This is a genomic window from Clostridioides sp. LIBA-7602 (assembly GCF_056688945.1).
This window is the reverse complement of sequence record NZ_CP196991.1, coordinates 701,374-727,745: the sequence shown is the minus strand read 5'-3', so window position 1 is coordinate 727,745 and position 26,372 is coordinate 701,374. Positions and strand designations below refer to the sequence as shown.

Sequence of the window (26,372 nt, the reverse complement as noted above, 5' to 3'; positions counted from 1 at the left end):
TTAAAGATACCCTTATATTGCTTTATTAATAATTGAAATATACCATTTCATTTTTAAACTATAGTATTTCATTTTGAAATGCAATATAGGAAAATAAAATACCATTACTAATACTACTTAAGAAAAGGTTTCTATAAACTCTTATTGAATCGATTCGGTTCTCAATTAAATTGCAATAAATTACACAGTTAAAAAGAGTCTTATAATTGTAAATAAACCATTACAAAACTCTTTTTAGACTATGAATTATATTATATGTAGGCTTCTTCCCAATTTACTACCCAGTTTTCCAATGAGTCTATCTTCTCTGCCGTTAACTCCTCTTCATGAAATGACACTAATAAATTCTTTATAAAAATATTCTTCAAAAGGCTTTGTACATTTCTTGATATAAATTCAAAGTACGTATTTTCTTTGATTGCAACTGTATAATACATACATTTACTCGTTTCTTGTACATATAAGAATTTTTTCTTTGACAATCTTGATAAAGTTTTTAAAGCTACTTTCTCTGGTAAATTATGCTCTTCCTGCATATAATCAATAACCTCATATGAATTTGTTTTTATATCTAAATTCCAAATAAATTTCATAATAACTAACTCTAATTTTGATAATTTTTTTAAACACATAGTTATCACTCCACTTCCTTATCTATATAATTAGATATTACAGTAATAATTTCACAAAATCAATTACAATAATTATTATCTATCGTAAAAATAATAAAAAAATATTTATAGTGTAATAAAGTTCACAATTATTATATTTTTCAACTTAAGTATTATAAAACTTTCAAATTGTAGTATATAAACTATTGTCTAAAATACTTGTAATGCTATATTTCATATCTAAATCAAAGATACAATTTAGAATAAATTATATCTTTTACTATGTTTACTTGACAGTATTTTTTTTAGAGCATAAAATAGTACTTGTTAGATAACAATTACTATTTTAAGGAGTTGAGCTTATGCCACCTAAAATAAAAACAGATAGAGATGCAATCATAAATGCAGGATTTGAAGTAGCAAAAAATGAAGGTGTTACTGTCATCACTGCTCAGAAAGTTGCACTAGTACTAGGTACATCAGTTGCCCCAATTTTTCGAGAATTCCAGACAGTTGAAGATTTGCGTGTTTCTGTAGAGGAAAAAATCCATACATTTCATACTCAATATATCAGTGATTATCCTTCTCAATATATCAGTGATTACTCTTTAGATGATTCTGATTTTTTAACTTATGGACTTGGATATATTAACTTTGCCAAAGAATACCCAAATTTGTTTGAAGCTATTATGCAACACAGTACTATAAATTATAACTTAGATGAACAAGCATCTAAACAACTTGATTTTGTGGTGAATAGTGCTGCTAGTGAAGGTTCGCTTAGTTTTGAACAGGCAAAAGAATTATTTTATAATATATGGATTTATACTCATGGCATTGCTTGTTTAGTCTACAAAGGAAGTCTAACTCTTACATTTGAAGAAGAAAAACAACTACTTATTACTGCTTTCAATGCTTTTCTTACAAAGTACAAAAAGTAAGAGTACATATCATTAAAAATAAAAGTAAGATTATCTCAAGATTAAAAATATAAACTAAAGGAGACTTATTTATGAAAGCTTTCTATACTTTTGTACAACTATGTAGTGTTATCATATTTGCTGCATTGTGTTCTTTTACGCCCACTGCCATATCATACTTTCTTCTTATAATTTTGATTCTTAGAATGATTATATTTATACGCCCTACAAAAGGAGAAAAAATACAAGATTTTCAAGAACCTCAAAAGATTTTGTTGGTTATTGATATGCAAGAAGCTATGTGTGGAAAAGATGGAATTTATCCTCAAAAAAAGGAATTTGTAAGTAGTGTAAATAGAATTATCATTGAAGCTAAAGAACAAGGACAAAAAATAGTATATATCTGTCAAGAATTTCATCACTTTGATTTTCTATTTTGCTTTATTTCAATGGGTGGTTGCCTTTTTCAAGGGTCAAAGGGAGCTTCCATTTGTAGTGATTTAAATGTCGAAAATAATGAAGTGTTTGTTAAACATCAGCAAGATGCCTTTACATCCAAAAGTTTTAGTGAATACCTAAAAGAAAATAGAGTTGATACAATCTCAATTGTTGGATTAGACTCATCGGCTTGTGTTTATAAGACAGCATTAGGAGCAATAAACAGAGGGCACCATGTTAATATCATAAAGAATGGTGTTCTTGGTAAAAGTGTAAATTCTACAGAAAAGGCTTTAAAAAAATTATCAACAAAGGGTGTTTCAATTTATTAGCCCAGAAATAGTAAGTTTTAATTAATGGCAATTAGTGAACTAAACTAATTGTCATTAATTCTATAAAATCATAATTAAACTAATTTATTAACTCAAAATACTAATATAGCATTATACCACATTTCCTAAAGCTTACCTGCCTTAGTTGCAAAATGTGTTACACCTAAACATCCAATGGCTTTGACCAATACTTCTTGAATAATTACCTTTTTTATCACATTATAATTTGTTTTATTTTTTAATAAAATTTAACATCATACAATCGTATTACATTAGCTTTATATTTGACTTTGTAACTTAAAAGTGCTAGTTTAAATGTATTAAATATGCTTTGTCTAAGGAGATGTACGTATGGTAATAGTAAACATAACATATACAGCTGAACTAAATAAAATTGAAGAAAAACTAGATGCACATATAGAATTTTTAAATAAATATTATGCAAATAATAAATTCATATGCTCTGGAAGAAAAAATCCTAGAATAGGTGGAATAATTTTATGCAATGCTGATAAAGAAGAAGTTAATAAAATTATCCAAGAAGACCCTTTTTATATTAACAAACTTGGTGATTACGAGATTATTGAGTTTAAACCATCAAAGATTAATAATAAATTAATAGTTGAAAAGTTAAAAGATTTATAGATTACATAAATGAGTAAATTAATTTAATATTAAAATTAACTACTAAAATGCCCTTATAATTCTAATGAATGATTATATGGGCATTTATTTTGTGCAAAATCCACAATACGTAATTATTTTTTAAATGAGTTTTTAAAAATCAATTATCGTGTTATAATTTAATAATTGATATGAATTTTCAATTAAAATCAATTTTCGAATAAAGGAGGTCTACATGGAAGAAGTAAATAAGTTTCAGAGTTTTATTATTTTAGGAATGGTACTTCTAGGTATCTTAATGGGTCAAATAGAATTCATACGAATATATTCAGATTACTTGATAATGCCCTCATTAACAATAATGCTTTTTCTTGTCTTTCTACAAGTACCAATAAAAGAAATAGGAAGTTCGTTTAAAAACTTTAAATTTACACTTACATCAATTACTATAAACTTTATATGGACTCCAGTACTTATATTTGTTTTGGGTAAATTATTTCTAAATCACAACCCAGAGCTTTTAATTGGATTTGTCATGCTTATGGTTACACCTTGCACAGATTGGTACTTAATATTTACTGGAATTGCTAAGGGAAATGTTGCTTTAGGGTCATCTGTTCTTCCTTTAAATTTAATTTTACAGCTATTATTATTACCTGTATATATATTATTGATTGGAGGTTCAAGTATAAATATAGACTTTATGAATTTAACTCAAGCAGTTATTTTTAGTCTAATGATACCTCTTTTATTTTCTATTGTTGTTAGACATTTAATTATAAAAAAAATAGGAATTAGTGAATTTGAAGAAAAAATAACTTCAAAGGCATGTGATTTCCAAGGATATTTTTTAAACATAGCTATAGTTGCAATGTTCGCATCTCAAGGAAAAATACTACTAGAAAATTATCAAATCTTATTTATTTTACTAGTACCAATATTAATATTTTTTATTATAAACTTTATTTTTGTTAGAGTTATAAGTAAAGCAATTAATCTAAGTTATGAGGATAGTGTATCCCTAAATTTAACTACACTTGCTAGAAACTCTCCAATAGCATTAGCTATTGCAGTAGCTACTTTTCCAGATAAACCTTTAATATCGTTAGCACTTATAATCGGTCCTTTGATAGAGTTACCTATATTATTTTTAGTTACTAGAATTTTATTAAAAATAAAAGGTATGAACAATGTGATTAGCAGCTAACTTCGACTTTACAGATATGTTTGTAATAAATTTAATATCCTTAGAACTTAAAAATTTAATATCAAAATTAATATCCTTACAACTTAATAACATCTTTAAAACTTAACAATATCCTTAGAATTTAAATAAATAGATTCTAAGGATTTTTTTATTATTTATCTTTAATTTTCCTGCTTCATATTCAAACATGATTTTAAGTAATTTAAGAAATTATTGTAGATTATTTTAAATCACATAATACTATTTGATAATAATACTATTCAATAACTATATTTTTTAATGCCTCAGTTACATTTTTTTGAAACAATCCGCCATGACTAAAAATTACTTCCTCTATATCATAATTGCTTATATTTTTGATAGCATCTGCCAACTCTTGTTTGTTGCTATGCATCACATCAACTGGCTCGAGTTCCCCATCCTTTATTTGTAACAAATCTCCAGCAATAAGTACTTTAGATTTCTTTAAATAAAGGCATATATGACCTCTAGTATGCCCACCTGTATGTATAACTTCTACTTCCTCACCTAAATTTAAAACTTCATGGTCATCCAAAGACACATCTACTTTAGTGTATGATGACTTAAATCCAAGTCCCATAACATTTAACATACTAAGCATCTTATTATCAATATTGTCCACCATTTGCTCTAGCATATAAAGTTTATAAGGCGTTTCTTCCCCTGTTATATAGCTAACTTCACTTTTGTATGCGTATACTTTGATATTATTCTCAGACTTTTCTCTTAAGTAATTTATATTTCCTATATGGTCTATATCATGATGAGTGATTATTATATTTTTTAATTTATTGAAGCTTGTATTACTTTTGTTAAGAGCCTCCATTATCAACTCCCCTTGCCCTGGCAGACCAGTATCAACAAGAGTTGCATCATCTTCTGTATAGATTAAAGGAATATACATAACTTTATTTTCGCCCAATACATGTGATGAAATTTTTAAAACATCTAATCCTTTTGTTAAGTTCATAATATTTCTCCTTATAATTACTTAATTAGAGGTCAATTTGATTAAAGAAATTGAAAAAACATAGATTAGCCTCTAGTTATATTTTATTAATTAAAAATTATTAATACCTAGTATATCACTTAAGTTGAGGGATTACTCGACTTGATTTTTTTGTTATTTTGTGGTATAGTAATTAGTATAGAAGTAAGTGATTACAAGCTTTACAACTACTTTTATTTTTTCTTATTATTCTTTGATTTACTCTCGTATTTATATTATTAAAACTAAAAGTACATTAAAAGAATATGAAAAAAGATTACACTACATTATAGATGATTATTTATAAAGCACAGAATATTATTTAATTAATAAAATTTAATTAATAAAAAACATTAGCCATATGACTAATGTTTTTTTAATTTATATGCATGTTGATTCATTTATATAACTCCTTAGATTTCTGTCTTAATAAGGTGATTTTTTGAAAATAATTTGAAATACAGCTCACAATACACACAATCATCCCCATAATTGACAAATAATCAATGAAAAATAAAATTATTGGGCGTTCTTTATCAAAGAATACAAACTGATTAACAAGAAATATATAATCTATAATGTTTTGCTGTACAAATGCATAAACACCATAAACAACTACCACAGTAGAAATGATTCGCAAAATCCAAACTCTGACTTTTGAATTTTTAATATAAAACACACTACTTACAGTATTTATCATGATTCTCCAGTGAAGACCAAGATGTATTGACATCAACACAAATCCCCAATAAGAAGCAAGTAAATGTACTATTCTAGCTAATGATATCCCATTATGTATTGGTAGAAAAACAAAAACATGATTTGATAGAATTATTCCACTGAGCATTAAACATACCATACAAACAAGTAATAGAATATTTACTATCAGTAAGATAATTCTAGTACATGAATACCTACCTTTTAGTATATTTTTATACCATCTATAATTTAAAATATTATGCAGAATGAATATAATAAATATCACCAATCCTAGCCATTCATGTGTAGACTCACCCACCAGTTCATATGCCATTATAATTGGTAACATTCCAATCATTCCAACATCAAGAAGGATTTGCAAGGTTCTTTTTGGGGACATATTTAAGCACTCCTTTAAAGTATATAACTTTACATCTTTTCTATAGTAACTCTAACTCCTTTGCCCATATTACTCAAATCTTCTAACCCAGATTCAAAATGCCCCATAGGAATCAATCCATTGGCATAAGGCTGGTCTTTGTAATATATTGCTAGATTGCCCCAAGGACCATAACATGTAATATCTCCAACATCTGGGTTATAGCCACTAGGTGCTTCTTTTTGAGAAAGTTCTGTTGGAGTATAGGCAATTTTTTCTGCACCTGCAAAGTCATCGAAGGAAACGGTTATTGGAAGCTGAACAATCAAACTTTGTGTAGTTGGATTATTTTTAAGCACAGCAATTGCTTCTTTATCATCAAATGTTAACTTAATACGGATTTCATGTTCATTTATTTTATCAGGACTACTTGCTTTATTAGTAGTATTTACTTTATTAGTAGCATTTACTTTATTAGTAGTATTTATTTTATCAGTGGCATTTGTACTTTGATTATTTGGAACTTGAGATAGAGCATTTAAATCATCTGCCTTTGTTTTAGCTGATGATGTATTGTTACATGCTGATAAAACAAAGCTACTAGTTAATATAGCTAAAAATATAATCCATTTTCTTATTTTACGCATACAAAATCCTCCTTTTATCTATAAGTAAGTCTCGTTTGTCAATCAATGAGGTTCATGTTTTTCAACAATTTATTTTCTTATATGTTAGTTTTATTAAATAGATTTCCCCATTTCGTAAGCCTTTTTCAGTATATTTGCATCATTTTTAATTGCACCAATTTGGTCTAAGCCAGTCCCTCTTACTACACCAGCCAATCTTGCTTTTTCAAAACAGTCAATCCATCCCTGCAACCCTTTAAGTGCACCATCCATGGCACTTTCATTAACATCTGCTGCTGTTGCAAGTAGATAAATATCACTAAAAGCATACTCAGCTGGAAAAATTGGATTTGTTCTATCCAAAAGTGTTTTCATCTGTCCAGTCATCTCATAAAAATATATTGGACTAGCAAATACAAGTACATCAGAATTACACATCTTTTTAATAATGTCATTTGCATCATCTTTTAGTACACATTTACATGTTGTTTGGCAAGCAAGACATCCAGTACAAAACTGAATGTTTTTATCATATAGAGTAATCTTTTCCACTTTATTACCTTCTTCTCTTGCCCCTCTTGCAAATTCATCTGCTAGTTCTTCAGAGTTCCCATTTTTTCGTGGACTAGTAGATATTATACAAACATTTTTTCCCATAATTTTATTCCCCTTTTCAATTACTTATTATAAATTTATTTTGTTAATCCAAGATTAGACAACCATGTGTTTATCTCATCTTCTGTACCATCTGGAAGTGTTTGACTAATAGCTAGACCATCTTTAATTGTTGCTTGTGGCTGTTCTTTTCTGATGTTCTCAATACTGTTTGAAAATCCACTACCACCACTAGTACAAAATGGTATGATAATTTTATTTGAAAAATCATACTCTTCTAAAAAGCTATACACTGCCATTGGCATGTCACCCCACCAGTTAGGATATCCAATAAAAATTATGTCATAAGAGTCTATATCACTTCTATTAGTTGAAAGTTTTGGACGAATGTTATCATTTCGTTCATCACGCCCTTGAGTTTCAATAATACTATAATCAGATGGATATTTATTTTCCATCTCTATAAGAGATATATCACCACCAGTTTTACTTTGAATCATCTTTGCAACAATTTCAGTATTTCCTTCAATTACATTGTTTCTAATATTTACACTTGCAGAGGATACAACTTCTGTTTCATTTGGAGTATCTGAGTTCCCAATACGAGAAAAATAAGCAACTAAGATACGTGCATCTTCTATTTTTATTGCTTCACTATCAGGTTTTAATGATTCACTCATTTCAGATGTTTTACTTTGAGCAGATTCTGATTCTTGTTGTTTTTCACATGCAACAAGAAAGAATATCAATGTAGAGCAAAGAACCACACCTACCAGCTTTTTGTAATATTTTATCATTATATATCACTCCTTAATCGTATGCTTTTTCAAAAATTGCAACACATTCTTCATGACTCATTTCACAAGGATTTGCAAGGAATAGACCACCCATAGTATCACGAGCATTTCTTGCTAAAACATCAAGTTCTTCATAAACAATCCCATAATCACTCATCTTCAAGTTATCAACACCACATGCTTTTTGTAAGTCTACTAATGTTGTGATGAAATCTTCTGGCTTTGAGGCATTCTTCATCCCCATAGCCTGTGCCATTCGTATAAATCTTTCATCACAGGCATGTTTATCAATAAAAAATTCATAAAATGCTTTTGATATCATAATTAAACCTGCTCCATGAGGAAGATTCTGATGATATGCACTCATAGCATGTTCCATTGAATGTTTGGCTGTAGTGCTGGTGATTACCATTGCTTGACCAGATAAGGTATTAGCAAAAGCAACATGTTCTCTTGCTTTTATATCTTTTCCATCTTTCACTGCACGAGCAAGATAGTTTGCAATATTTTCGATAGCAGTTAAAGCAATCATGTCACTCATAGGATTCGCAAATTTGCTAATATAGACTTCTGTTGAATGAAATAGTGCATCAAAACCTTGATATGCAGTATACTCTGAAGGTACAGTTGTCATAAGCTCAGGGTCTACAATTGCTAATACAGGAAAAAGTCTATCATCTCCACCAAAACCTATCTTCTCATTTGTTTTATCATTGGTAATAACTCCCCATTGGTCAACTTCTGAACCAGTTCCAGCAGTAGTTGTAATACATACAAGTGGAAGAGGATTTTTTACAAGCAGTTTTTCTCCACCTGTACCACCAAATATATAATCCCATATATCTCCATCATTTGTGGCCATTGCAGCCATTGCTTTTGAGGCATCCATTACACTACCACCGCCTAAAGCAATTATAAAATCACAATTATTGTCACGTGCTATTTTAGCGCCTTCCATAATAGTAGATTTAATAGGATTTGCCTGTACTTCATCAAACAATACAAATTCTACTCCAGCAATTTTAAGCTGTTCTTGTGTTCGATTAAGAGCTCCACTAGTATGTGTAGATTTTCCATTTGAAATGACAAGTAATGCTTTTTTCCCAGGTAAACTCTCACTATGGAGTTGATTTAGTTGCCCACAGCCAAATTTTACACGTGTTGGTATAAAAAAATTAAAGTTAGTATTCATTTTATTCACCTTTCCTTTTTGTATTTTAATTTTTATTTTCGGTGTTAAAAATCAAGTAACAAAGTCTTTGATTTTTATTAATTTTCCTAAGAAACACATATCTATAATTTAAGGAGCATATACTTATAATTTGATGATAGAATATGCTCATTTTAAATTTTAGATAATAAAACTATATTGATTTTGTTTATCAATTATAGTATCATCCCTTTCAACTACATTATAGAATCTGGCTATTCAAATATCAAATACCTATATTAAATCTATTATTATGCTTTATAGGCATATCTTTTATTTCTGTTTAATTATCACTCACTTTATCACCCTTTCACTTTTGATGAATCATGACATAAAAGTAACCTAATCAAAGCTGGAAAAATGACTAGGACATGAAATCGTAGTATAATCTATTACAAGGAGTTCGCTAATAAATTTTAATTTTTAAAGGAGAATAAGGAATATGATATTTAAAAATACTCCTGAACTAAAAACAGAAAGACTCATATTAGGAAGGTTTACTGAGAATGACATAGAAGCTTTGTTCACAATTTACAGTGATAAAGATGTAAATACTTATTTGCCATGGTTTCCCCTTAAATCACTAGAAGAAACAAAGGTGTTTTTTGAAAAAAAGTATGTAGAAGCATATAAAAAGTCTAATGGATATAACTATGCTATTTGCTTAAAAAACGGCAATATACCAATAGGTTATGTCAATGTAAGTATGGACGACAATTATGATTTTGGTTACGGACTGTGTAAAGAATTTTGGCACAAAGGTATTGTGACTGAAGCAAGTAAAGCAGTTGTCGAACAATTAAAAAGAGATAGTATCCCTTATATTACTGCTACACATGATATTAAAAATCCACGTAGCGGTAATGTAATGAAGCAATTAGGGATGAGCTATCAGTATTCTTATAAAGAACAATGGCAACCAAAAGACATATTAGTTACATTTAGAATGTATCAACTGAATCTTGATGGTAAAAATGATAGGGTATATAAAAAGTACTGGGATAATTCAACGGTTCACTTTGTTGAGAGAGGTGTTTAAATTATGATTATTTTAATTGCGGGTGCTTTTCATACTGGAAAAACTTTATTTGCACAGAAAATATTAGAAAAATACAAATATACATATCTATCTATTGACCTATTAAAAATGGGACTTATACGAAGTGGAAATACTAAGTTAATACCAGAAGATGATGAAGAGCTTGTACCCTATCTATGGTCTATCGTTAAAGAAATTATAAAAACAGCTATCGAAAATAATCAGAATCTTGTAGTTGAGGGATGTTATATTCCATTTGATTGGAAAAAAAATTTTGATAGTAAGTATATAAAAGAAATTCAGTATTATTGCCTTATTATGACTAAGAATTATATAGAAAAACATTTTTCAGATATTAAAAAATATGCAAATGCCATTGAAAGTCGATTGGATGATTCATTCTGCACAATGGAATCTACTATTGAAGAAAATACTAAAAATCTACAAATGTGTAAAAAGTATGACTGTGACTATGTCTTAATAGAAGATGAATATACTGTGGATATTAGTTTTTAAGATTATGTTCTTATTAATTTTAAAATATAACGAAATGAAAAAGGAAAAGCGGTATAACATAAAGAAGATGTTATACCGTTTTTCCTTAAAAAGAGACATTCTTATTGTCACAAACTAAGTAAGTATTTATCATAGACTAGCTAATTACTTATCACGAACTAACCAAATATAAAATTTATTTACATCCCAATATTTAATTCCCTCATTTTCTTTTTAATTACAAAACCCATCTACAACATAGGTACCATAATACCAGCCACTACAATGGAAATCATGCAAGCCATACCACCAACTACTAACTTAGGCATTATTTTAGACATCAAATATGCTTTTTCTTCTTCCGTTTCTCCAATAGCATTACACACTTCATTTGAAATCAAATATGTAGTTGGGAATCCCAACATCTGACAGAATCCTACTCCAAAAGCAAGAGGCTTAGAACCAATGATTTTCCAACCTGGAAGTACCTTCATCACAAGGAATATCCCAATAATAGAAACTGCGAACATACCTACAATTGGTACAAACAGACTAATTAAATCTCCCAAAGAAACTTTTGCTAAAGAAGGAATAACAGCTGCAAATACAACCATGTTGATAAAACCTTTGATTTTCCCTTTTTCTAAAATATCTTTTGGCACAATACCAATACGAGTTACAAGCACACCAACTATAAGACATACAATAGAATAATTCACATGGATAACCTCTGAAAGCTCATATCCCAAATAAGAAAATATAGCTATAAAAAATATACAAACATTTGTAGAATAATATTTATCATACTTCTCACAGAATACTTGCTTTACTTTTTCTCCTGTTCCCTCTGCTTCTTTCTTATCATTATCGACATTGGCTAAATCAATCCCCTTTGCTTTTGCTTCATGATATTCCACTAAAAGACGGTTTGCTTCCTGTAATGCAGCTCTAGAGGCAATTGGTGTACCAACAAACTTTTGGATTGCAAATACAACTGTTGCTGTAGCCGCCGCAAGTGTCAATCCTTTTTCTAATGCTGCTTGTGTCATAATAGTAGTAGCAGGTAATGCCCCATTTATAACTGGTATACTTGTCAACACTGTTGCTTTTCCAAACAAAGGAATACAAAGTGAAACACAAACTATAACTGCCACAATTCCAAGCCATGCTGTCAACACAGTTCTCCATTCATCTATAAACTGTCTAACATTCAACATCGTTCCCATACTAAACATAATCATTGGAACACTCCAACTTGCAGCTGCTGTCATACCTGCTCTTTCAATAATATCCCCTGGTATTACCTTTGTAACAAACAGAATCAAAAATAAAAGTAATGTCACAAATACAGCTGAAACCTTTGCTTTTGTTTTACTTGCAATCAAATCCCCAATGGCAAATAAAACTAATACGACACTAAACCATAATAACATATCACTCATAGAATAACCCCCTTATAAATATCTTTCAAACCAATCTACAATGGCATTGGCACGTACAACTCTATTAGATGGTCTTCCGTTTCTAGACAATCCATGTGTATCTCCGTGGAACAAATACATTTCCGTATCTACACCAAGCTGTTTTAATGCAGTGAACATCTGGAAAGTATCTCCCATAAAACATCTATAATCCCTATCACTGTGCAAGAATAAAGTTGGTGTCTTTACATTTTTTACATATTTAATTGGAGAATGGTTCCAAAGAACTTCCTCATGATTCCAAGGTGTCTTATCTCCACAAGTTTGCTTCATAATTCTATCACCAAAGTCAATAATTAAGGAAGCTGTAATCAAGTTGCTAATACCTCTTTGAGAAGCAACTGCTTTGAAACGGTCTGTATGACCAATTATCCAGTTTGTCATATAACCACCATAACTTCCACCTGCAACACCTAAGCGGTCTGCATCAATTCCAGGATATTTCTCAATGCAAGTATCTACAAATTCCATAATATGGTCATAATCAACATATCCCCATCTTTCTACCATTTCCAAGAATTCTTCGCCATAACCATCACCACCATGAGGATTACAATAAATAACATACATTCCTTTTGCGGTTACACATTGCTTTAAGTGCGTAAACATATAACCATATGCCCATTTAGGTCCACCATGAATGAACAATACAGCAGGATATTTTTCACCTTCTTTGGCATCTATAGGTGGTATAACAAAACCATCAACTTCTTCTTTATTCTTTGCTACAAATGTCAATTTCTCAGGTAGTGAAACCTTATGACTATCCAAGTATGGTTTAGAGAAAGAAGTCATTTTTTTCATTGCACCTGTAGCAATATCAATGCTATATATTTCTGCCAATTCATAATCTTTCAACATGACTGTGTACATAGTGTTGTCGTAAATATCAAAAGATGTAAAAGCATCCACTTTTGTGATGATACGTATATTACCTGTTTTTGTGTCAAACTCATCAAACTCTGTCATAGTTCTACAAATCCTTGCTCCAATAAACTTATCTCCTATAACTTTATTACTACGTCCACCACCATATACTGCATCTACGTCCAGTAATGTAGCATACATGCCGTCTGGACTAGCAATCATATTCATTTCACCAGTATTCAAGTCAAGCATAAAAATATCATGATTTTGTGTAATAGAACGGTCCAATATAGAAGCTTGTAACATTACTCTATCTTCACCAATATATTTAACTAAGCTGATTTGATATTTTCCTTGTGGTATAAGTTCTCTTGTTTCGCCACTATCTACATGGTATTCCCAAAGACCAGAGAAAGGTGTTGCACAATCTTCATAAATCTGACCAGAATATAAAATTCTTTTCTTATCAGGAGAAACATCTATACCTGCTACCTCACAATATTTTGGTGTAATGGCTTTTGTTTCTTTTTCTCCTTCTTGATACAATTCCAATGTTACACGTCTTCTTTGAGAGAAATTTTCCCCATCTCTTATAAAAGGTTTATCTGTAAATGTCCAATAATCTACTCCTTCTACTGCTCTGTCTGGTTCTATTTTTTTAGCATCTGTTGGATTTTTTGTTGTAAATAGCCACAATTTATTTCCAAGTGATATAGGTACACTACAGGCTTTTGGAATAGAAAATGCTTTTTTTGCTTCTCCTCCTTTTATAGAAATAGTGTAAAAATCTGTTGTACCTGCCTTGGGTTTATCTCTTTTAGATGTAAAAAGAAGTTCTGTATTAGAAATCCAGCTAAATGATGTTACATCTTTTGTTTGTGTCATATGTATTTGTTTTTCTGTTTTAGTATCCATAGCATATAAGTCATGTTCATAGCAGTCTTTTTCCTCATTGATATTTGATATAATATAAGCAATATGTTTTCCATCAGGTGAACAAGAAATATCATGTGGAAATATATATTCAAAAATATCTGAACTTTCAATCTTTAGTTTTTCCATTTTTGTATTCTCCTTTCTTTATTTTCCTTTTTTCTGTATTATTTTTTTTAGTTACTATATTTATATAGGAGTATTTTTTAATTCACATTATTATCTTTCCCTATACGTATTATTGACTTTCCTTAATGTACATTATTATCTTTCACTATACATATTATTGAACTTTCCTTAATGTACATTATTATCTTTCACTATACATATTATTGACTTTCCTTAATGTACATTATTATCTTTCACTATACATATTATTGACTTTCCTTAATGTACATTATTATCTTCACTATACATATTATTGACTTTCCTTAATGTACATTATTATCTTTCACTATACATATTAGTGAACTTTCCTTAATGCACACTATTGTCTTTTATTAATACACATTACTTTTCTTCTTTTATGTACATTGAAAACCAATCCATCATTTCAACTAGTCTTTGTAGTTTTTGTTTTGGTCTACCTGAGCGAGATAACTCGTGATTTTCGCCTTCAAAGAGACAAAGTTTTGTAGGGCATCCATGAATTTTTAATGCAGAAAACATTTGGAATGCTTCTTGCATATAGCATCTGTAATCTTTTTCACCATGTAAAAATAAAGTTGGGGTAACACACTTATCGGCATAGGCTAAAGGAGATTGTTTCCATTGCAATTCGTGGTCTTCCATGTGAGAAGCACCTGTTTGTCCTTTGCAGAAATAATAACCAATATCTGTTGTACCTTCCATACCACTCCAGTTTGCAATAGAACGTTGAGCACAAGCAGCAGCAAAACGGTTTGTATGACCAATAATCCAATTTGTCATAAATCCACCATAACTTCCACCTTCCACAGCTAGTTTTGTTTCATCAATGTCTGTGTATTTTTCAAGTACTGTATCTGTAAATTCCATAAAATCTATATAATCAATATCCCCAAACTGTTTTCTAATATCTGCAAAATCATTGCCACGACCTTCAGAGCCCCTTGGATTACAGAAGAAAACAAAGTAACCTTGACTTGCAAATACCTGTATCTCATGCATAAAATATGGTCCATATGTTAGTCTTGGTCCACCATGAATCGCTAATATAGCTGGATATTTTTCCCCTACCTTATAATCTACTGGTTTGTATACATATCCTTGTATTTCCCAGTCAGCACTTCCTTTTGACTCGATATATTCTGGTACAGAAATTTTATATTCATCTAAAATATGGTCATTTAAATGTGTTTTCTTACACAATGCTCCATTTTCTACTGTATAAACTTCAGGTAATCCGTTTTCTGAACAGCCTATACATACAATGTTTCCATCTTTCACATCTATAAAGTCAACTGAACCTGTTTGTGTAACTTTTTCCTGTCTTCCTGTTGGAATATGTATTCTTTCAATAATGCAATCCATATTTACTGTAGAAGTATAATAAATATATTCACCATCTACTTTTGTTGTCTGACCAGCACCTATTTTAATATCAGATGTTACTGTATTTCCAATACAATGATGCTGATGTTCTGAAAGTAACTTCATTTCTTTTGTATCAATATCTATTGTATAAAAATCTCCATTTTCTCCATTCCCATAAGATAAAGCATCAGTTAAATTTAGTATTGCTTGATTTTTATATAATTCAAAACCTTTTACAATATACTTATCTTTTTCTAAGATACAAACATTCTCATTAGTATTTGTATCAAATACATAAACGCCATTTTTTAGACCTTTTACATCTTCAAACTCTTGACCTACATATAAGATTTTGCCATCACTTATTTTCATACCTACAACATTAAACATAGGTGCTGTAATTGGTTTTAAATCTTTTGTGTTGCTGTTGTATAAGTATAGACGTTTTCTTTTTCTACTGATATATCCTTCACCATTGACAGCATAAGGAATTTCTTTGAAATGCTCATAGTGTCTTTTATTATAAGCATTTATTTTTTTCTGTTGCTCTTCTTCTGACAATCCTTCCACAACAGGTCTGTCATTATCATAAGAATCAATAACTGCATACAAACCTTTTCCTATAGGATTTAATTTTCCACCTTTGATAGGGAGTGTAAAAAGTTCTTCTGCTTCTCCGCCATGTAAGTATAAAGTGTAATAACTCATACATTGCTTACCATTTTTGATAGCTTCTTTTACTTTTTCATTTCTTAAAGCAGGAAACACAATAGTATTTTCATCTTCCCAAGCATATGCTCCTACAGAGTTTATAGATGTTATTTGTTTTAGTTCACCACTCTTATTGTCTAACACATAAATTTGGCTTGTGTAACCATTCTCTTTGATATCAGCTTTTTTTACAACTAATGCTGTATAGCCTCCATCTGGTGACAACTGGCAATCACTCACAAATTGATATTCCAAAAATGTTTCACTTGTAAATAGCTTCTTCATAGTCTTTTCTATCCTTTCTGTAATAATTTTATTCAAACTCCCTACCACCTCTTTCATTTTTTATTTTAAATTTAAAATAAAAAATTTTAAATTTAAAATAAAAAATTTTATAAAGGCTATTTTTTTAGGAAGCCTTATGGCTTCCCTGTAATATTTCTGATTTACACTATATAAATATATAGAAACCTCGAAATACATTATTCATCTTCACAGAATCGTTTAATAGTTCCTTGAATATGATTTCTTAATTTCTCCACTGCTTTTTTTGTATCTCTGCTTTCAATAAATTTCAATATTTCAAAATGGTCTTGCACTGTTCCTTCGTAGTTACGATTTTTTAATGGGCGTATCAGATAATTTACTACTACAAATCTTCCTTGTATACCAACATATACATCATTTAAAATCTCATTATTAGCACCTTCAACAATAGCTTTATGTAATTTTAAATCTGTAAGTGCAAGTTCTACAGATTTTTCTTGTTTATAGAACTCTTCACATTTATCAGAATATCTTTTTATCACTTCTAGCTTTTGTTGGAATACCTCTTCTTCCTCTTGCATCATTTTTTCTAGAGCATATGTTTCAATCAGTGTTCTTGTTTCACAAACTTGCTTTACCATATCGTATTCATACTCTGGTACATATACTTTACCATTTGTCATAATAGTAAGCACACCATCTTTATTTAACATTTTTACTGCTTGTACTACTGGTGTTCTGCTTACTTCAAATTTTTCACAAAGGTCATTTAGTAATATTTTTTGACCTACAGAGTATTCGCCACGAATAAGACTTTCAATAATCTTATGATATAAAATTTCATCTAAATTTGATTTTACTTTCACTACTATCACCTTATTTCTATTCTTTTGCCATATTATAATAAAACCATAATTTTTAAAATATCATTAGACAAATTAAACTATAAAAGCTTATTATGTCTTAATAACTGGAATAATATGTTACAAAAAGTATAGCATCTTTTTATTCTTTCCGCAATAAATAAAAAATAAAAAATTTTAAATTTAAAATTTTTTATTTTTTCACTTCTTTGGATAATAGTAAAAAAGTATAATAATAGTTAAGTTGTCTTACATTTCTATTTTTAATTTGGATTTTTAATATATTCAGATTACTGTTAATATATTTTAAATCTTATACTATATAAGTTTTATATTTATGATTTTTATCGTTTTATTAATAGAATTTGTAGTTATTAGTTTATTAATAGCATTATCATTTTTTATTATGTATTTATCTTAGTCCATTTCATTTAAGGGAGAGTTTGTATTTGTTTTATATGTACATTAATAATCACTCAAATTTATTTTACTTTATATAATCAGTTATTCCTAATCTGTTTCCAAATGGGTCTTCAAATTTAATAGCATTTCCTGTTCCAATTTTAAATGGTTCAGATAAGAAATATATAGAAATAATGGTGAATAAAAAGAAAGGATGATATGAGACTATGTTTCTATAACCTAAATCTAAAATTACACTTAAATAAGTCTTTGCTCATTTTAATATTTTTATTTGATTTTCTGATGAAAATTTTTTATAATAAAAACTTGTAAGTTATGATTATACTCTACTTTAAGTCTACATACAAAAGAAAAATAGATACATAAATATTAAAATTTGCTTTGAAATTAGGAGGATATATGAAACTAAATAAAGCTATATTTACAGAAGAACATGCTATAGAAGTTACTAATTGGAAATATGAAGGGGAATATTCAATATACAATCTACCTTCATGGGATGAGATTAAAAAGAATAATTTCTCACTAACAAAAGAAGATAAAAGAAAAAATTTTATAAGTTTTATAGATGACAATAAAGAATTGATAGGTTTTATAAACTTATTAGATAAAGGAAGCTCTGTATTCTTTGGCATTGGTATAAAGCCAGATTATTGTGGAATGGGAATTGGTAAAGCAATAATTAGTTTAGGCTTAGAAGAATGTAGAAATAAATATAGTACTAAACCTATTGTATTAGAAGTAAGAACCTGGAATACGAGAGCTGTAAAATGTTATGAGTCTCAAGGATTTAAAATAGTTGAGACTAAGATACAAAAAACGTACTTAGGGGATGGAGAATTTTTTGTTATGAGGTATCAAGAGTTTCAAAATTAAGTGACCTATTTTTACAACTCTAAGATACTGAATATCTAACAAATTCTTTTAAATTCATTATATATTTTTATTTCTAGGTGAAATCTGCTACTATATATATAATTATAAAGTTTAAGATAAGGAGAATTAATATGTCAAATGATATTAAATTAATAAAAAAAGAAATAAATTATTTTTTATTAATAAACTTTTTACTAATTGCTTTTATATCTATATTTTTATTTTTATCAGTATCAAAACCAAATAATAGCGAATTTATATCAAACTTTTCATTATTATTTATGTATATTCCTGCATTTTCTGCTATTGTTGTCCTAAAAAGAGTTTCTAATTATAAGTTTAATTCAACAGTGGATAAATTTTTAAAGTTTTTTGCTATAGTTACAGTTGTGAGAATAGTAATACCTATAGCTGAAATATTTTTAATTAATAACAGTATTATTTCTGCAACAATAGATACATTAACATCTTTTTATCTTCTAGCTGTTGTTCTTTACAATGAATCTCAATTTGAAGTTTTAAATTTATCTTTAGGTAAAAATTTTAAAAAGGTTTTAAGTGTGATATTAATATTCTTGATATTAATTATAGTTAGAATTATTATTAGTAATGAAAATTTATCAATTGATATTATCAATAAATTTCTTATAGCATTTGTAAATATAATTATAAATTTATGTTTGGGTTTTAATTTATTTTTTGGAGAAGAATTTGGATGAAGATACTTTCTTCAACCTAGACTACAAAAGATTTATGGAAAAAAATTTGGTGTAATAGTTTTAGGTTTTATATGGGGAATTTGGCATTTGCCCCTTTGTATTACTTTGTACAGTCCGGAAACTCCATTTTATTGTGTTATTTCCCATATATCATATTGTACCTTTATAGGAATATTTTTAGGATATACTTATCTGAAGACCAAAAACCTTTGGGCACCAATATTAATCCACTTAGTAAATAACAATGTTTATGTTATACTTCAAGGAGGTAACGAATCTATATTTACATTAGAATCACTATTTTGGAGTATTGTAGTTGATGCTATATTGTTTTTGCCATTCTTATTTACTAAAGAGTACAAAACTAATAACCCTGATGAAAGTTCTAAATAGTCTATAAATATGCTTTTTCCGATATTTAATTTTTCCATTATTTTTATTACTGTATTCTCATTTTTTAAATATGATTCGATTGCTTTAAATTTTTGCTCTGATTATACCTTAGTTTTGAACATAGCAAAACCCTCTTAGCTTTAGACAGTTTTATATATTTTAATGTCTACTAAGAGGGGGGCATATTTCATGATAAGAATGTCTAAGAACTTAATGTTAAATTTCTTAAGAAAAATATAATTATATAAAAAGTCATCATTTTTTACTATAAACAACTATTTCCATAATATTTTATATGCTTCTCTAAAATCTTCTAAACTTGATAGATATTCAATCAAAGGTTCATAATTCCCTATGCTACATGAATTTAAGGAACTTCTATATAAATCTTCACTATCCCAAGATACAATTTTTATAGGAAGATTATTTTCTAGCATCTGTTTTAACATAACGAATCTACCTATGCGACCATTACCATCTTGAAATGGATGTATCAATTCAAATCTATAATGGAATTCAGCTATAACTTTAATAGTTATTTCATTTTGATTGTAGTACCATTCAATTAACTCATCAAGCTTTGGTTCTACTTCAAATGGCTGTGCTATATTTACATCAGTTCCTAGTATCATATTTGGTATAGTTTTATATATACCAGCCATCCCTCTAGAATGTAAAGTTGTATTAAACATTAAACTTGAATGTAAATTTCTTAAGAAACTATGTGTTATTTTTTCTTTCAATGAATCAATTATTGCGTCAAATGCATAGCTAGAATTAACAGTTTCTTGTACGTCATCTAAGGTATGTCTTCCTGTAACGACATTCTTATCAAGCAAAAGTGCTAGTGCCTCTGTAGTAAAAGTACTACCCTCTATCTTATTGGAATGATAAAGGAAATGATGTTTTAATACACTATAAAGTGAGTTTTTAAGTTCTTTTGTCTCAAGCAATTTATCTAAAAATGTATTGTTCATGTTATCACCTCAATTATTTTGATATTTTTAAATCATTATGTAATTTTATAATAGTTATTTTGAGGTATACAAGATTAGAATTTATGAGCAGTTTGGAATTTTATTATAGTCATAATTTATAAGAATGGTCTATCATTTTATAACTTATTTAATGATTATCCACTTATTCCACCCATATTTACTTTCAATACCCCTCCATTTTCTACTCAATTTACTAATAAATATATACAGCAAATTTCATAACTCATATCCCTCTTATTATATCACTTTACACAACATCTCATCGCAATATTCTATATTCTTTCTACTGACAAAGCTCTTATCTCTTTCTTCAATTTCACTGCCAGAATTGCAGCAGATATAACCATAAACAAATCAGCAATCGGTTGAGCAAAAATCACGCCATTAATCCCCATAATTGATGGCAACAATAATATAGTCGGTATAAAAAACAACCCTTGTCTACTTACACTAAGAAAAGCACCTTCTTTTGCTTTCCCAAGTGCAAGAAATAGTATAGAATAAACTGTACCAAATCCAAAGAAAATAAACATTACACTACTTATTCTAAGAGCAAATGTACCAATTTCTATTACAGAATTATCATTGGTTGAAAACAAAGATATAATAGGTTCTGGAAATATAATTAAAACTAATGACATCAATAAACAAAAAGTAGTTGTCCACTTTAAAGTAGTACTTATAGCCTCGTTTAATCTCATATATTGCTTAGCTCCATAACTATATCCAGCTATTGGTTGAAATCCTTTTTCAAAACCAAACACTGCATAAGAACCCATTGACATTATACGTGTAACAATTCCCATAGCTGCTATTGCTGAATCTCCATAACCTTGAGCACCTTTATTGGTAAGCCCTATAGCTACACTTGTTAAAATCTGAAATACAAGAGTTGGTATCCCTACTTTAAGTATTTGTAAGTAAATTTCACGTTCAAATCTAAACTCCCTTATAGAAAAATTGAAAATACTTTTTTTCATTAATAGATAAACTACATACATTAAACTAGTTATTGCCTGTGCTATGGCAGTTGCAACTGCTGCACCTGAGATACCCATATCTAATCCATATATACAAATAGGTGCTAATACCAAGTTTAATCCTGCTCCTAATAACATGCTTATCATAGATATTTTGGTTGACCCCTCACTGGTTGCTATATTGTTCATAGTTACATTGAATACATTAAAAATTGAACTTGCTACATAAATCACTGCATACTGTTTTGCATATGGAAAAATGGTATCTGTAGCTCCTAGTGCAAATATGATTTTGTCAATGAAACACTCAATCAATACAATTGAGATTATACCAATAAATATACTTGAATACAGTGCAGTTGATGCTGCATGATTAGCTTGTGAATTATTTCCTTCTCCTAATAATCTGGACAAGTATGATGATACTCCTCCACCAAATAATAGTGCTATCCCGACGATTACTTGTCCAAGTGGGAATGCAATTGAAACAGCTCCCATCTGACTAGTACCAAGCCCCCCAACAAAATAAGCATCTACTAAATTATAGAATCCTGTAACTAGCATACCAATCATTGTTGGGATTCCCATTTTTAATAAAAGTTTTTTTATAGGTGTCTCTTTAAGTAGTTTTATACGTTGTTCGTTATCCATGATAAATCCTCCTTCTAAATGTTCTTTTATGTAGTTTATATAACTATCATTTGATTTAACTTACACAATTCTTATTTAAGCTAACTTACACAATTCTTATTTATTCTAACTTATACAATTCTTATTTAAGCTAACTTATACAATCCTTATTTAATCTAACTTATACAATTCTTTTTTAAGCTAACTTATACAATTCTTTTTTAATCTAAGTAAACATTCATATAAAAGCGATAATAATAAAATTCTCTAATTAAACTCATATATAAGCCTTCTTATTCTAAAGGATACTTTAAATGTAAGTTTTCTTATTCTTACGTGAAATAACAAGTCTAATCATTACATGATAGCTCCCATCCACTGGAGCAACAGCCTTCTCCATTACTTTTCTAATTTCACTTTCAATCTTTTGAAGTTTATTTGACCCTGCAATTACTAAAATCACATTTGTATGCAGACCAGACTTGATTATACGCAAGTCATTTATTGTGGCATATGAATCAATTTTATGTATTTCTTTTGTAGCTCTTTTAAATATCTCATCAACTATAATTTGGTCTGTAACTAAAAAATCTGTCTGTATGGTAGCATTACATCCCATATCAATATAAAGTCTATAAGAGATTTCATTCGCAACATCATTTAAAACGCTACTGCCTATACCCTCTTTGCCTTCAATGTGCATTGAAATTACAAAATGACCAAGCCCATAATCATGGATAATCAAGTCATTTATCCCTTGTACTTCCTCATACTGCATTGCTATTTTAGTTATTTCATCTACCATTTCTTTATCTGGAGATTTTCCTAATAATCTTCCTCCTATCTCAAACATAGATTTCATACCTGAAACAATGATAAATACAGATACCAATAATCCACACCAGCCATCAATCGCCCATCCTGTAAAATACTCTGTAAGTAAAGATATTACTATTGCTGTTGTTGCAACCATATCACTGATACAGTCTATGGCTGTTGCTTTCATTGCAGTAGAATCAATTTTCTTTGCGATTTTTTTATTGTAAAAAAACATATATAGCTTAACGATTATAGAGCAAATAAGAATAAAAAGAATTGTAAAACTGAATTCTATACTTTTAGGTGAAATGATTGATACAACTGAATTTCGAGCTAATGTGCTTCCCATAATAATTACAGCAATTGAATACAAAACTCCCATAAACCATTCATATCTTCCATGACCAAAGATATGATTTTCACCTGCCCCAATCCCTGCAATACAAAAGCCTATGAATGAAGCAAAAGAAGTACCTGCATCAGCTAAATTGTTGAATCCATCTGTAATAATTGCTGTTGAGCCACTTACAGTTCCACACAATAATTTAACCATAAACAATAGAATATTTAAGAATATGCCTACACTGCTACAAAGCTTTGCATAAGCCTGACGCACTATTGGAGATGATATATTTTCTTTATCTTTTATACACAATCTAGCTAATAATGATATCATTTATACTCCTACCTTTCTTTACATGTGTTTTTTTGATTAGTCATTTTACATGATGAATAACTTTTTTTCATTAACCAAATAATTATTTATTTTGCACGATTAATAACTTTTTTCATTAATCAACTAACCAACTATTCAATTCAGTGAATAAATTCATTCATTAATGTAGTTCAATAATAAATCAATTTTTTTAATTTGTCAACAAGGAATGAATAAATTCACTCACAAAGATATTTTATATCACTTTTTTATTTATTAAATGGCTCAAATAGATACAGGGTAAATGTTTGATTATACATCTTTAAAACACTTAAATAGGCATAAAACAGTAGGCAATCTCATAGATATAACGACTAAATGAAAAATATAAAATTTAAATAAAAAAATAGTTACTGTTTTAAAATAAAATACAGATGATTAAATTAGATACAATGAAACAGTTAATCTTATAACTCTTAACTACTAAATTAAACTAAAAAAGAGAGTGTCTCAAAATGAACTGTTTAGTTAATGAGGCACTCTTTTTTGTATTAAATCAAATATATTTTTATCATTTCAACAACGAAAAAGAGGCTTATCTCTATTCTGAGATAGCCCCTTTAAAAATCGGAATTTTAGATTTTGATGATTAACATTTGATTATAACTCTTATTATAATGTAATTGTTAACCTTTCAAACGCAGACTTTGCCTCTTTTTCTCCAGACAAGCTACCTATTACTACACCTGTATTTGAGTCTTTGACCCAAAGAACAAAGTTATTTTCTGTACCTGCTTCACCCTCAAATTCATAAAAGAAATACTTATTTTCATCTTTCTCTTTATCTTCAAGAACCTTTACTCCTTTATCAGTCTTTATACTTTGATACTTTTCATAACCCTCTTTTGTAGTAAATATTCCTTGTAATACCTCTTCATCGCCCTTTTTCACAGTAAACTTTCCATCTTTCTGTGTCAATGAATATCCATCCGAGGTGTCTAATCTTACCTTTATCTTATCACCAGTTTCAACCTCAAATGTATATGACATTGAAGAGCCAGAACAAGAAGTTAACATTATAGTAAATAAAAACATCAAAAACAAAAGCTGTATCTTTTTATGTAATTTCATATTATACTTACCCTTCCATTAGAATAAATCTAAATTATTTTTAAAAATTTGAACTGTATAAAATCTAAAAATATCTTTATCTATCCTAATATTTATTTTATTAATAAAACAGACTTTAAAAACTTTCTCTATTAGTTTTGTACATCCTACTTATTTAAAATAACTTGCTCAAGTGTAAAATTTAGTAAGAATATACTCTGACTATATTTGATTTTATAGCAAAAATATCGTTACAATTATAGTATCTTTTTCCAAATTCCGATTTGGTTGTATTGTAGCATACTCATATAGTAAAGTCATTTTTTTATCTTAAAATATACTCCTAAGCAAATAATTTATCAATATTTCACACTACTTAATTATAACTTATAACTAAAATATAAGGGTCTACAAATTAATCCATCCCTCACCAATCTTATCTATATCTTCAATTTTTAAGGTACAGATAAACGCATCTTTCATGAAGTTAAGGAAGGATACTATATACTCTTTAATATTTTCGTTTGGCATCTCTTCATGAAAAGTATGGATAATACCAAACACCAAAAACTTAGTATCAAGAGTCACATTTGTACAGTGAAATACGTTTTCTCTTACACCCTGCTCTATAATTGGAATCATAACATCAACCAGTTGCTTAGCAACATTGTCTAGTCTACTTGCCCTTATCTCAGAATTTTCATTATACCTTGCTTCAAATTCATGGTGCTTCATTTCATATTCAAACATACGTTTTATGATAGTATTCAACTTATCAATTGCAGGTAAATCCTCTGATATAGGGATTTGTATTTGCTCCACAGCCTTCATTGCATAGTATTCTGAAGTAGCGGCAAATATTTCTATTTTAGATTTAAAATAGCGATAACATAGCCCTTGCGAAACATTCATTTTTTCTGCTATGTCTTGAATAGTTGTATTTTCAAACCCTTTTTCAGAAAATAATTCTAAAGCAGTTTCAATTATTTCTTGCTTTCTCTCTTGAGGTTCTTTTGATATTCGTGTACGTTGTTTATTATTTATTTCTTCATGATTTATATTACTATCTATTATCTTTTTTGTTTTAGCCATAATAATACTCCTTTTAAATTAATCTTATATCCAGTGAAT

General features: G+C 28.8%; 25 protein-coding genes and 1 pseudogene. 9 read left to right on the top strand and 17 right to left on the bottom strand.

Annotated features, from left to right (window positions below):
* Positions 1 to 251 precede the first annotated feature (251 nt).
* Positions 252 to 632, bottom strand: coding sequence for a BlaI/MecI/CopY family transcriptional regulator (locus ACTG45_RS03715; RefSeq protein WP_021383312.1), 381 nt, complete (start codon positions 630 to 632; stop codon positions 252 to 254).
* Positions 633 to 973: 341 nt separating this feature from the next.
* On the opposite strand from ACTG45_RS03715, the gene ACTG45_RS03710 reads away from it, so the two are divergent.
* From ACTG45_RS03710 to ACTG45_RS03695, 4 genes are all read left to right on the top strand, one after another.
* Positions 974 to 1,552: a hypothetical protein gene (locus ACTG45_RS03710; RefSeq protein ID WP_479919846.1), complete on the top strand. Its 579-nt coding sequence runs from the start codon at positions 974 to 976 to the stop codon at positions 1,550 to 1,552.
* A gap of 71 nt (positions 1,553 to 1,623) precedes the next feature.
* A complete protein-coding gene (locus tag ACTG45_RS03705) occupies positions 1,624 to 2,301 on the top strand; it encodes a cysteine hydrolase family protein (RefSeq protein WP_479919845.1) in 678 nt (225 codons plus the stop codon).
* 351 nt (positions 2,302 to 2,652) lie between these two features.
* Positions 2,653 to 2,946 carry a YciI family protein gene (locus ACTG45_RS03700; protein ID WP_479919844.1) on the top strand — a complete coding sequence of 98 codons (294 nt, stop codon included), beginning with the start codon at positions 2,653 to 2,655 and terminating at the stop codon, positions 2,944 to 2,946.
* 214 nt (positions 2,947 to 3,160) lie between these two features.
* The gene (locus tag ACTG45_RS03695; RefSeq protein WP_479919843.1) at positions 3,161 to 4,132 is read left to right on the top strand and encodes an arsenic resistance protein; all 972 of its coding nucleotides are present in this window, start codon (positions 3,161 to 3,163) and stop codon (positions 4,130 to 4,132) included.
* A 256-nt stretch (positions 4,133 to 4,388) separates the two neighbouring features.
* Here ACTG45_RS03695 and ACTG45_RS03690 read toward each other — a convergent pair whose 3' ends face one another.
* From ACTG45_RS03690 to ACTG45_RS03665, 6 genes are all read right to left on the bottom strand, one after another.
* On the bottom strand, positions 4,389 to 5,123 hold the full coding sequence (locus ACTG45_RS03690) for an MBL fold metallo-hydrolase (RefSeq protein WP_479919842.1): 735 nt from the start codon (positions 5,121 to 5,123) through the stop codon (positions 4,389 to 4,391).
* A gap of 415 nt (positions 5,124 to 5,538) precedes the next feature.
* Positions 5,539 to 6,240 (bottom strand): DUF4405 domain-containing protein, encoded by a 702-nt coding sequence (locus tag ACTG45_RS03685; RefSeq protein ID WP_479919841.1) that lies wholly within the window; start codon positions 6,238 to 6,240, stop codon positions 5,539 to 5,541.
* A gap of 29 nt (positions 6,241 to 6,269) precedes the next feature.
* Positions 6,270 to 6,866: a cyclophilin-like fold protein gene (locus tag ACTG45_RS03680; protein ID WP_479919840.1), complete on the bottom strand. Its 597-nt coding sequence runs from the start codon at positions 6,864 to 6,866 to the stop codon at positions 6,270 to 6,272.
* Between the two features lie 93 nt (positions 6,867 to 6,959).
* Positions 6,960 to 7,502, bottom strand: coding sequence for a flavodoxin family protein (locus ACTG45_RS03675; protein ID WP_479919839.1), 543 nt, complete (start codon positions 7,500 to 7,502; stop codon positions 6,960 to 6,962).
* Between the two features lie 35 nt (positions 7,503 to 7,537).
* Positions 7,538 to 8,257, bottom strand: coding sequence for a flavodoxin (locus ACTG45_RS03670; RefSeq protein ID WP_479919838.1), 720 nt, complete (start codon positions 8,255 to 8,257; stop codon positions 7,538 to 7,540).
* Between the two features lie 13 nt (positions 8,258 to 8,270).
* Positions 8,271 to 9,449 carry an iron-containing alcohol dehydrogenase gene (locus ACTG45_RS03665; protein ID WP_479919837.1) on the bottom strand — a complete coding sequence of 393 codons (1,179 nt, stop codon included), beginning with the start codon at positions 9,447 to 9,449 and terminating at the stop codon, positions 8,271 to 8,273.
* A 460-nt stretch (positions 9,450 to 9,909) separates the two neighbouring features.
* On the opposite strand from ACTG45_RS03665, the gene ACTG45_RS03660 reads away from it, so the two are divergent.
* Positions 9,910 to 10,506, top strand: coding sequence for a GNAT family N-acetyltransferase (locus tag ACTG45_RS03660; protein WP_479919836.1), 597 nt, complete (start codon positions 9,910 to 9,912; stop codon positions 10,504 to 10,506).
* A gap of 3 nt (positions 10,507 to 10,509) precedes the next feature.
* The gene (locus ACTG45_RS03655; protein WP_479919835.1) at positions 10,510 to 11,022 is read left to right on the top strand and encodes a DEAD/DEAH box helicase family protein; all 513 of its coding nucleotides are present in this window, start codon (positions 10,510 to 10,512) and stop codon (positions 11,020 to 11,022) included.
* 230 nt (positions 11,023 to 11,252) lie between these two features.
* On the opposite strand, the gene ACTG45_RS03650 is transcribed toward ACTG45_RS03655, so the two are convergent.
* The 4 genes from ACTG45_RS03650 to ACTG45_RS03635 form a co-directional block, all read right to left on the bottom strand.
* Positions 11,253 to 12,443: a hypothetical protein gene (locus ACTG45_RS03650; RefSeq protein WP_021383339.1), complete on the bottom strand. Its 1,191-nt coding sequence runs from the start codon at positions 12,441 to 12,443 to the stop codon at positions 11,253 to 11,255.
* 12 nt (positions 12,444 to 12,455) lie between these two features.
* A complete protein-coding gene (locus tag ACTG45_RS03645; protein WP_479919834.1) occupies positions 12,456 to 14,411 on the bottom strand; it encodes an alpha/beta hydrolase family protein in 1,956 nt (651 codons plus the stop codon).
* Between the two features lie 381 nt (positions 14,412 to 14,792).
* Positions 14,793 to 16,829, bottom strand: coding sequence for an alpha/beta hydrolase family protein (locus ACTG45_RS03640; RefSeq protein ID WP_021383325.1), 2,037 nt, complete (start codon positions 16,827 to 16,829; stop codon positions 14,793 to 14,795).
* 161 nt (positions 16,830 to 16,990) lie between these two features.
* Positions 16,991 to 17,641: a GntR family transcriptional regulator gene (locus tag ACTG45_RS03635; protein ID WP_479918170.1), complete on the bottom strand. Its 651-nt coding sequence runs from the start codon at positions 17,639 to 17,641 to the stop codon at positions 16,991 to 16,993.
* Positions 17,642 to 18,460: 819 nt separating this feature from the next.
* On the opposite strand from ACTG45_RS03635, the gene ACTG45_RS03630 reads away from it, so the two are divergent.
* From ACTG45_RS03630 to ACTG45_RS03620, 3 genes and pseudogenes are all read left to right on the top strand, one after another.
* Positions 18,461 to 18,937, top strand: coding sequence for a GNAT family N-acetyltransferase (locus ACTG45_RS03630; RefSeq protein ID WP_021383321.1), 477 nt, complete (start codon positions 18,461 to 18,463; stop codon positions 18,935 to 18,937).
* Positions 18,938 to 19,068: 131 nt separating this feature from the next.
* The gene (locus tag ACTG45_RS03625) at positions 19,069 to 19,656 is read left to right on the top strand and encodes a hypothetical protein (protein ID WP_021383329.1); all 588 of its coding nucleotides are present in this window, start codon (positions 19,069 to 19,071) and stop codon (positions 19,654 to 19,656) included.
* A 12-nt stretch (positions 19,657 to 19,668) separates the two neighbouring features.
* Positions 19,669 to 19,887, top strand: a pseudogene (locus ACTG45_RS03620) (CPBP family intramembrane glutamic endopeptidase); the annotation flags it as partial.
* Positions 19,888 to 19,916: 29 nt separating this feature from the next.
* On the opposite strand, the gene ACTG45_RS03615 reads toward ACTG45_RS03620, so the two are convergent.
* The 6 genes from ACTG45_RS03615 to ACTG45_RS03590 all read right to left on the bottom strand — a co-directional run bounded on the left by ACTG45_RS03615 (position 19,917) and on the right by ACTG45_RS03590 (position 26,333).
* The gene (locus ACTG45_RS03615; RefSeq protein ID WP_021383332.1) at positions 19,917 to 20,087 is read right to left on the bottom strand and encodes a hypothetical protein; all 171 of its coding nucleotides are present in this window, start codon (positions 20,085 to 20,087) and stop codon (positions 19,917 to 19,919) included.
* A gap of 237 nt (positions 20,088 to 20,324) precedes the next feature.
* On the bottom strand, positions 20,325 to 21,026 hold the full coding sequence (locus tag ACTG45_RS03610; protein WP_021383308.1) for a Fic family protein: 702 nt from the start codon (positions 21,024 to 21,026) through the stop codon (positions 20,325 to 20,327).
* Between the two features lie 293 nt (positions 21,027 to 21,319).
* The gene (locus ACTG45_RS03605; protein WP_021383313.1) at positions 21,320 to 22,678 is read right to left on the bottom strand and encodes an MATE family efflux transporter; all 1,359 of its coding nucleotides are present in this window, start codon (positions 22,676 to 22,678) and stop codon (positions 21,320 to 21,322) included.
* A 289-nt stretch (positions 22,679 to 22,967) separates the two neighbouring features.
* Complete coding sequence (locus tag ACTG45_RS03600) at positions 22,968 to 24,152, bottom strand: cation diffusion facilitator family transporter (RefSeq protein ID WP_021383336.1); 1,185 nt, start codon at positions 24,150 to 24,152, stop codon at positions 22,968 to 22,970.
* Positions 24,153 to 24,803: 651 nt separating this feature from the next.
* A complete protein-coding gene (locus tag ACTG45_RS03595; RefSeq protein WP_479918169.1) occupies positions 24,804 to 25,262 on the bottom strand; it encodes a hypothetical protein in 459 nt (152 codons plus the stop codon).
* 387 nt (positions 25,263 to 25,649) lie between these two features.
* Entirely contained in the window at positions 25,650 to 26,333 is a 684-nt protein-coding gene (locus ACTG45_RS03590; protein ID WP_479918168.1) for a TetR/AcrR family transcriptional regulator, read from the bottom strand.
* Positions 26,334 to 26,372 lie beyond the last annotated feature (39 nt).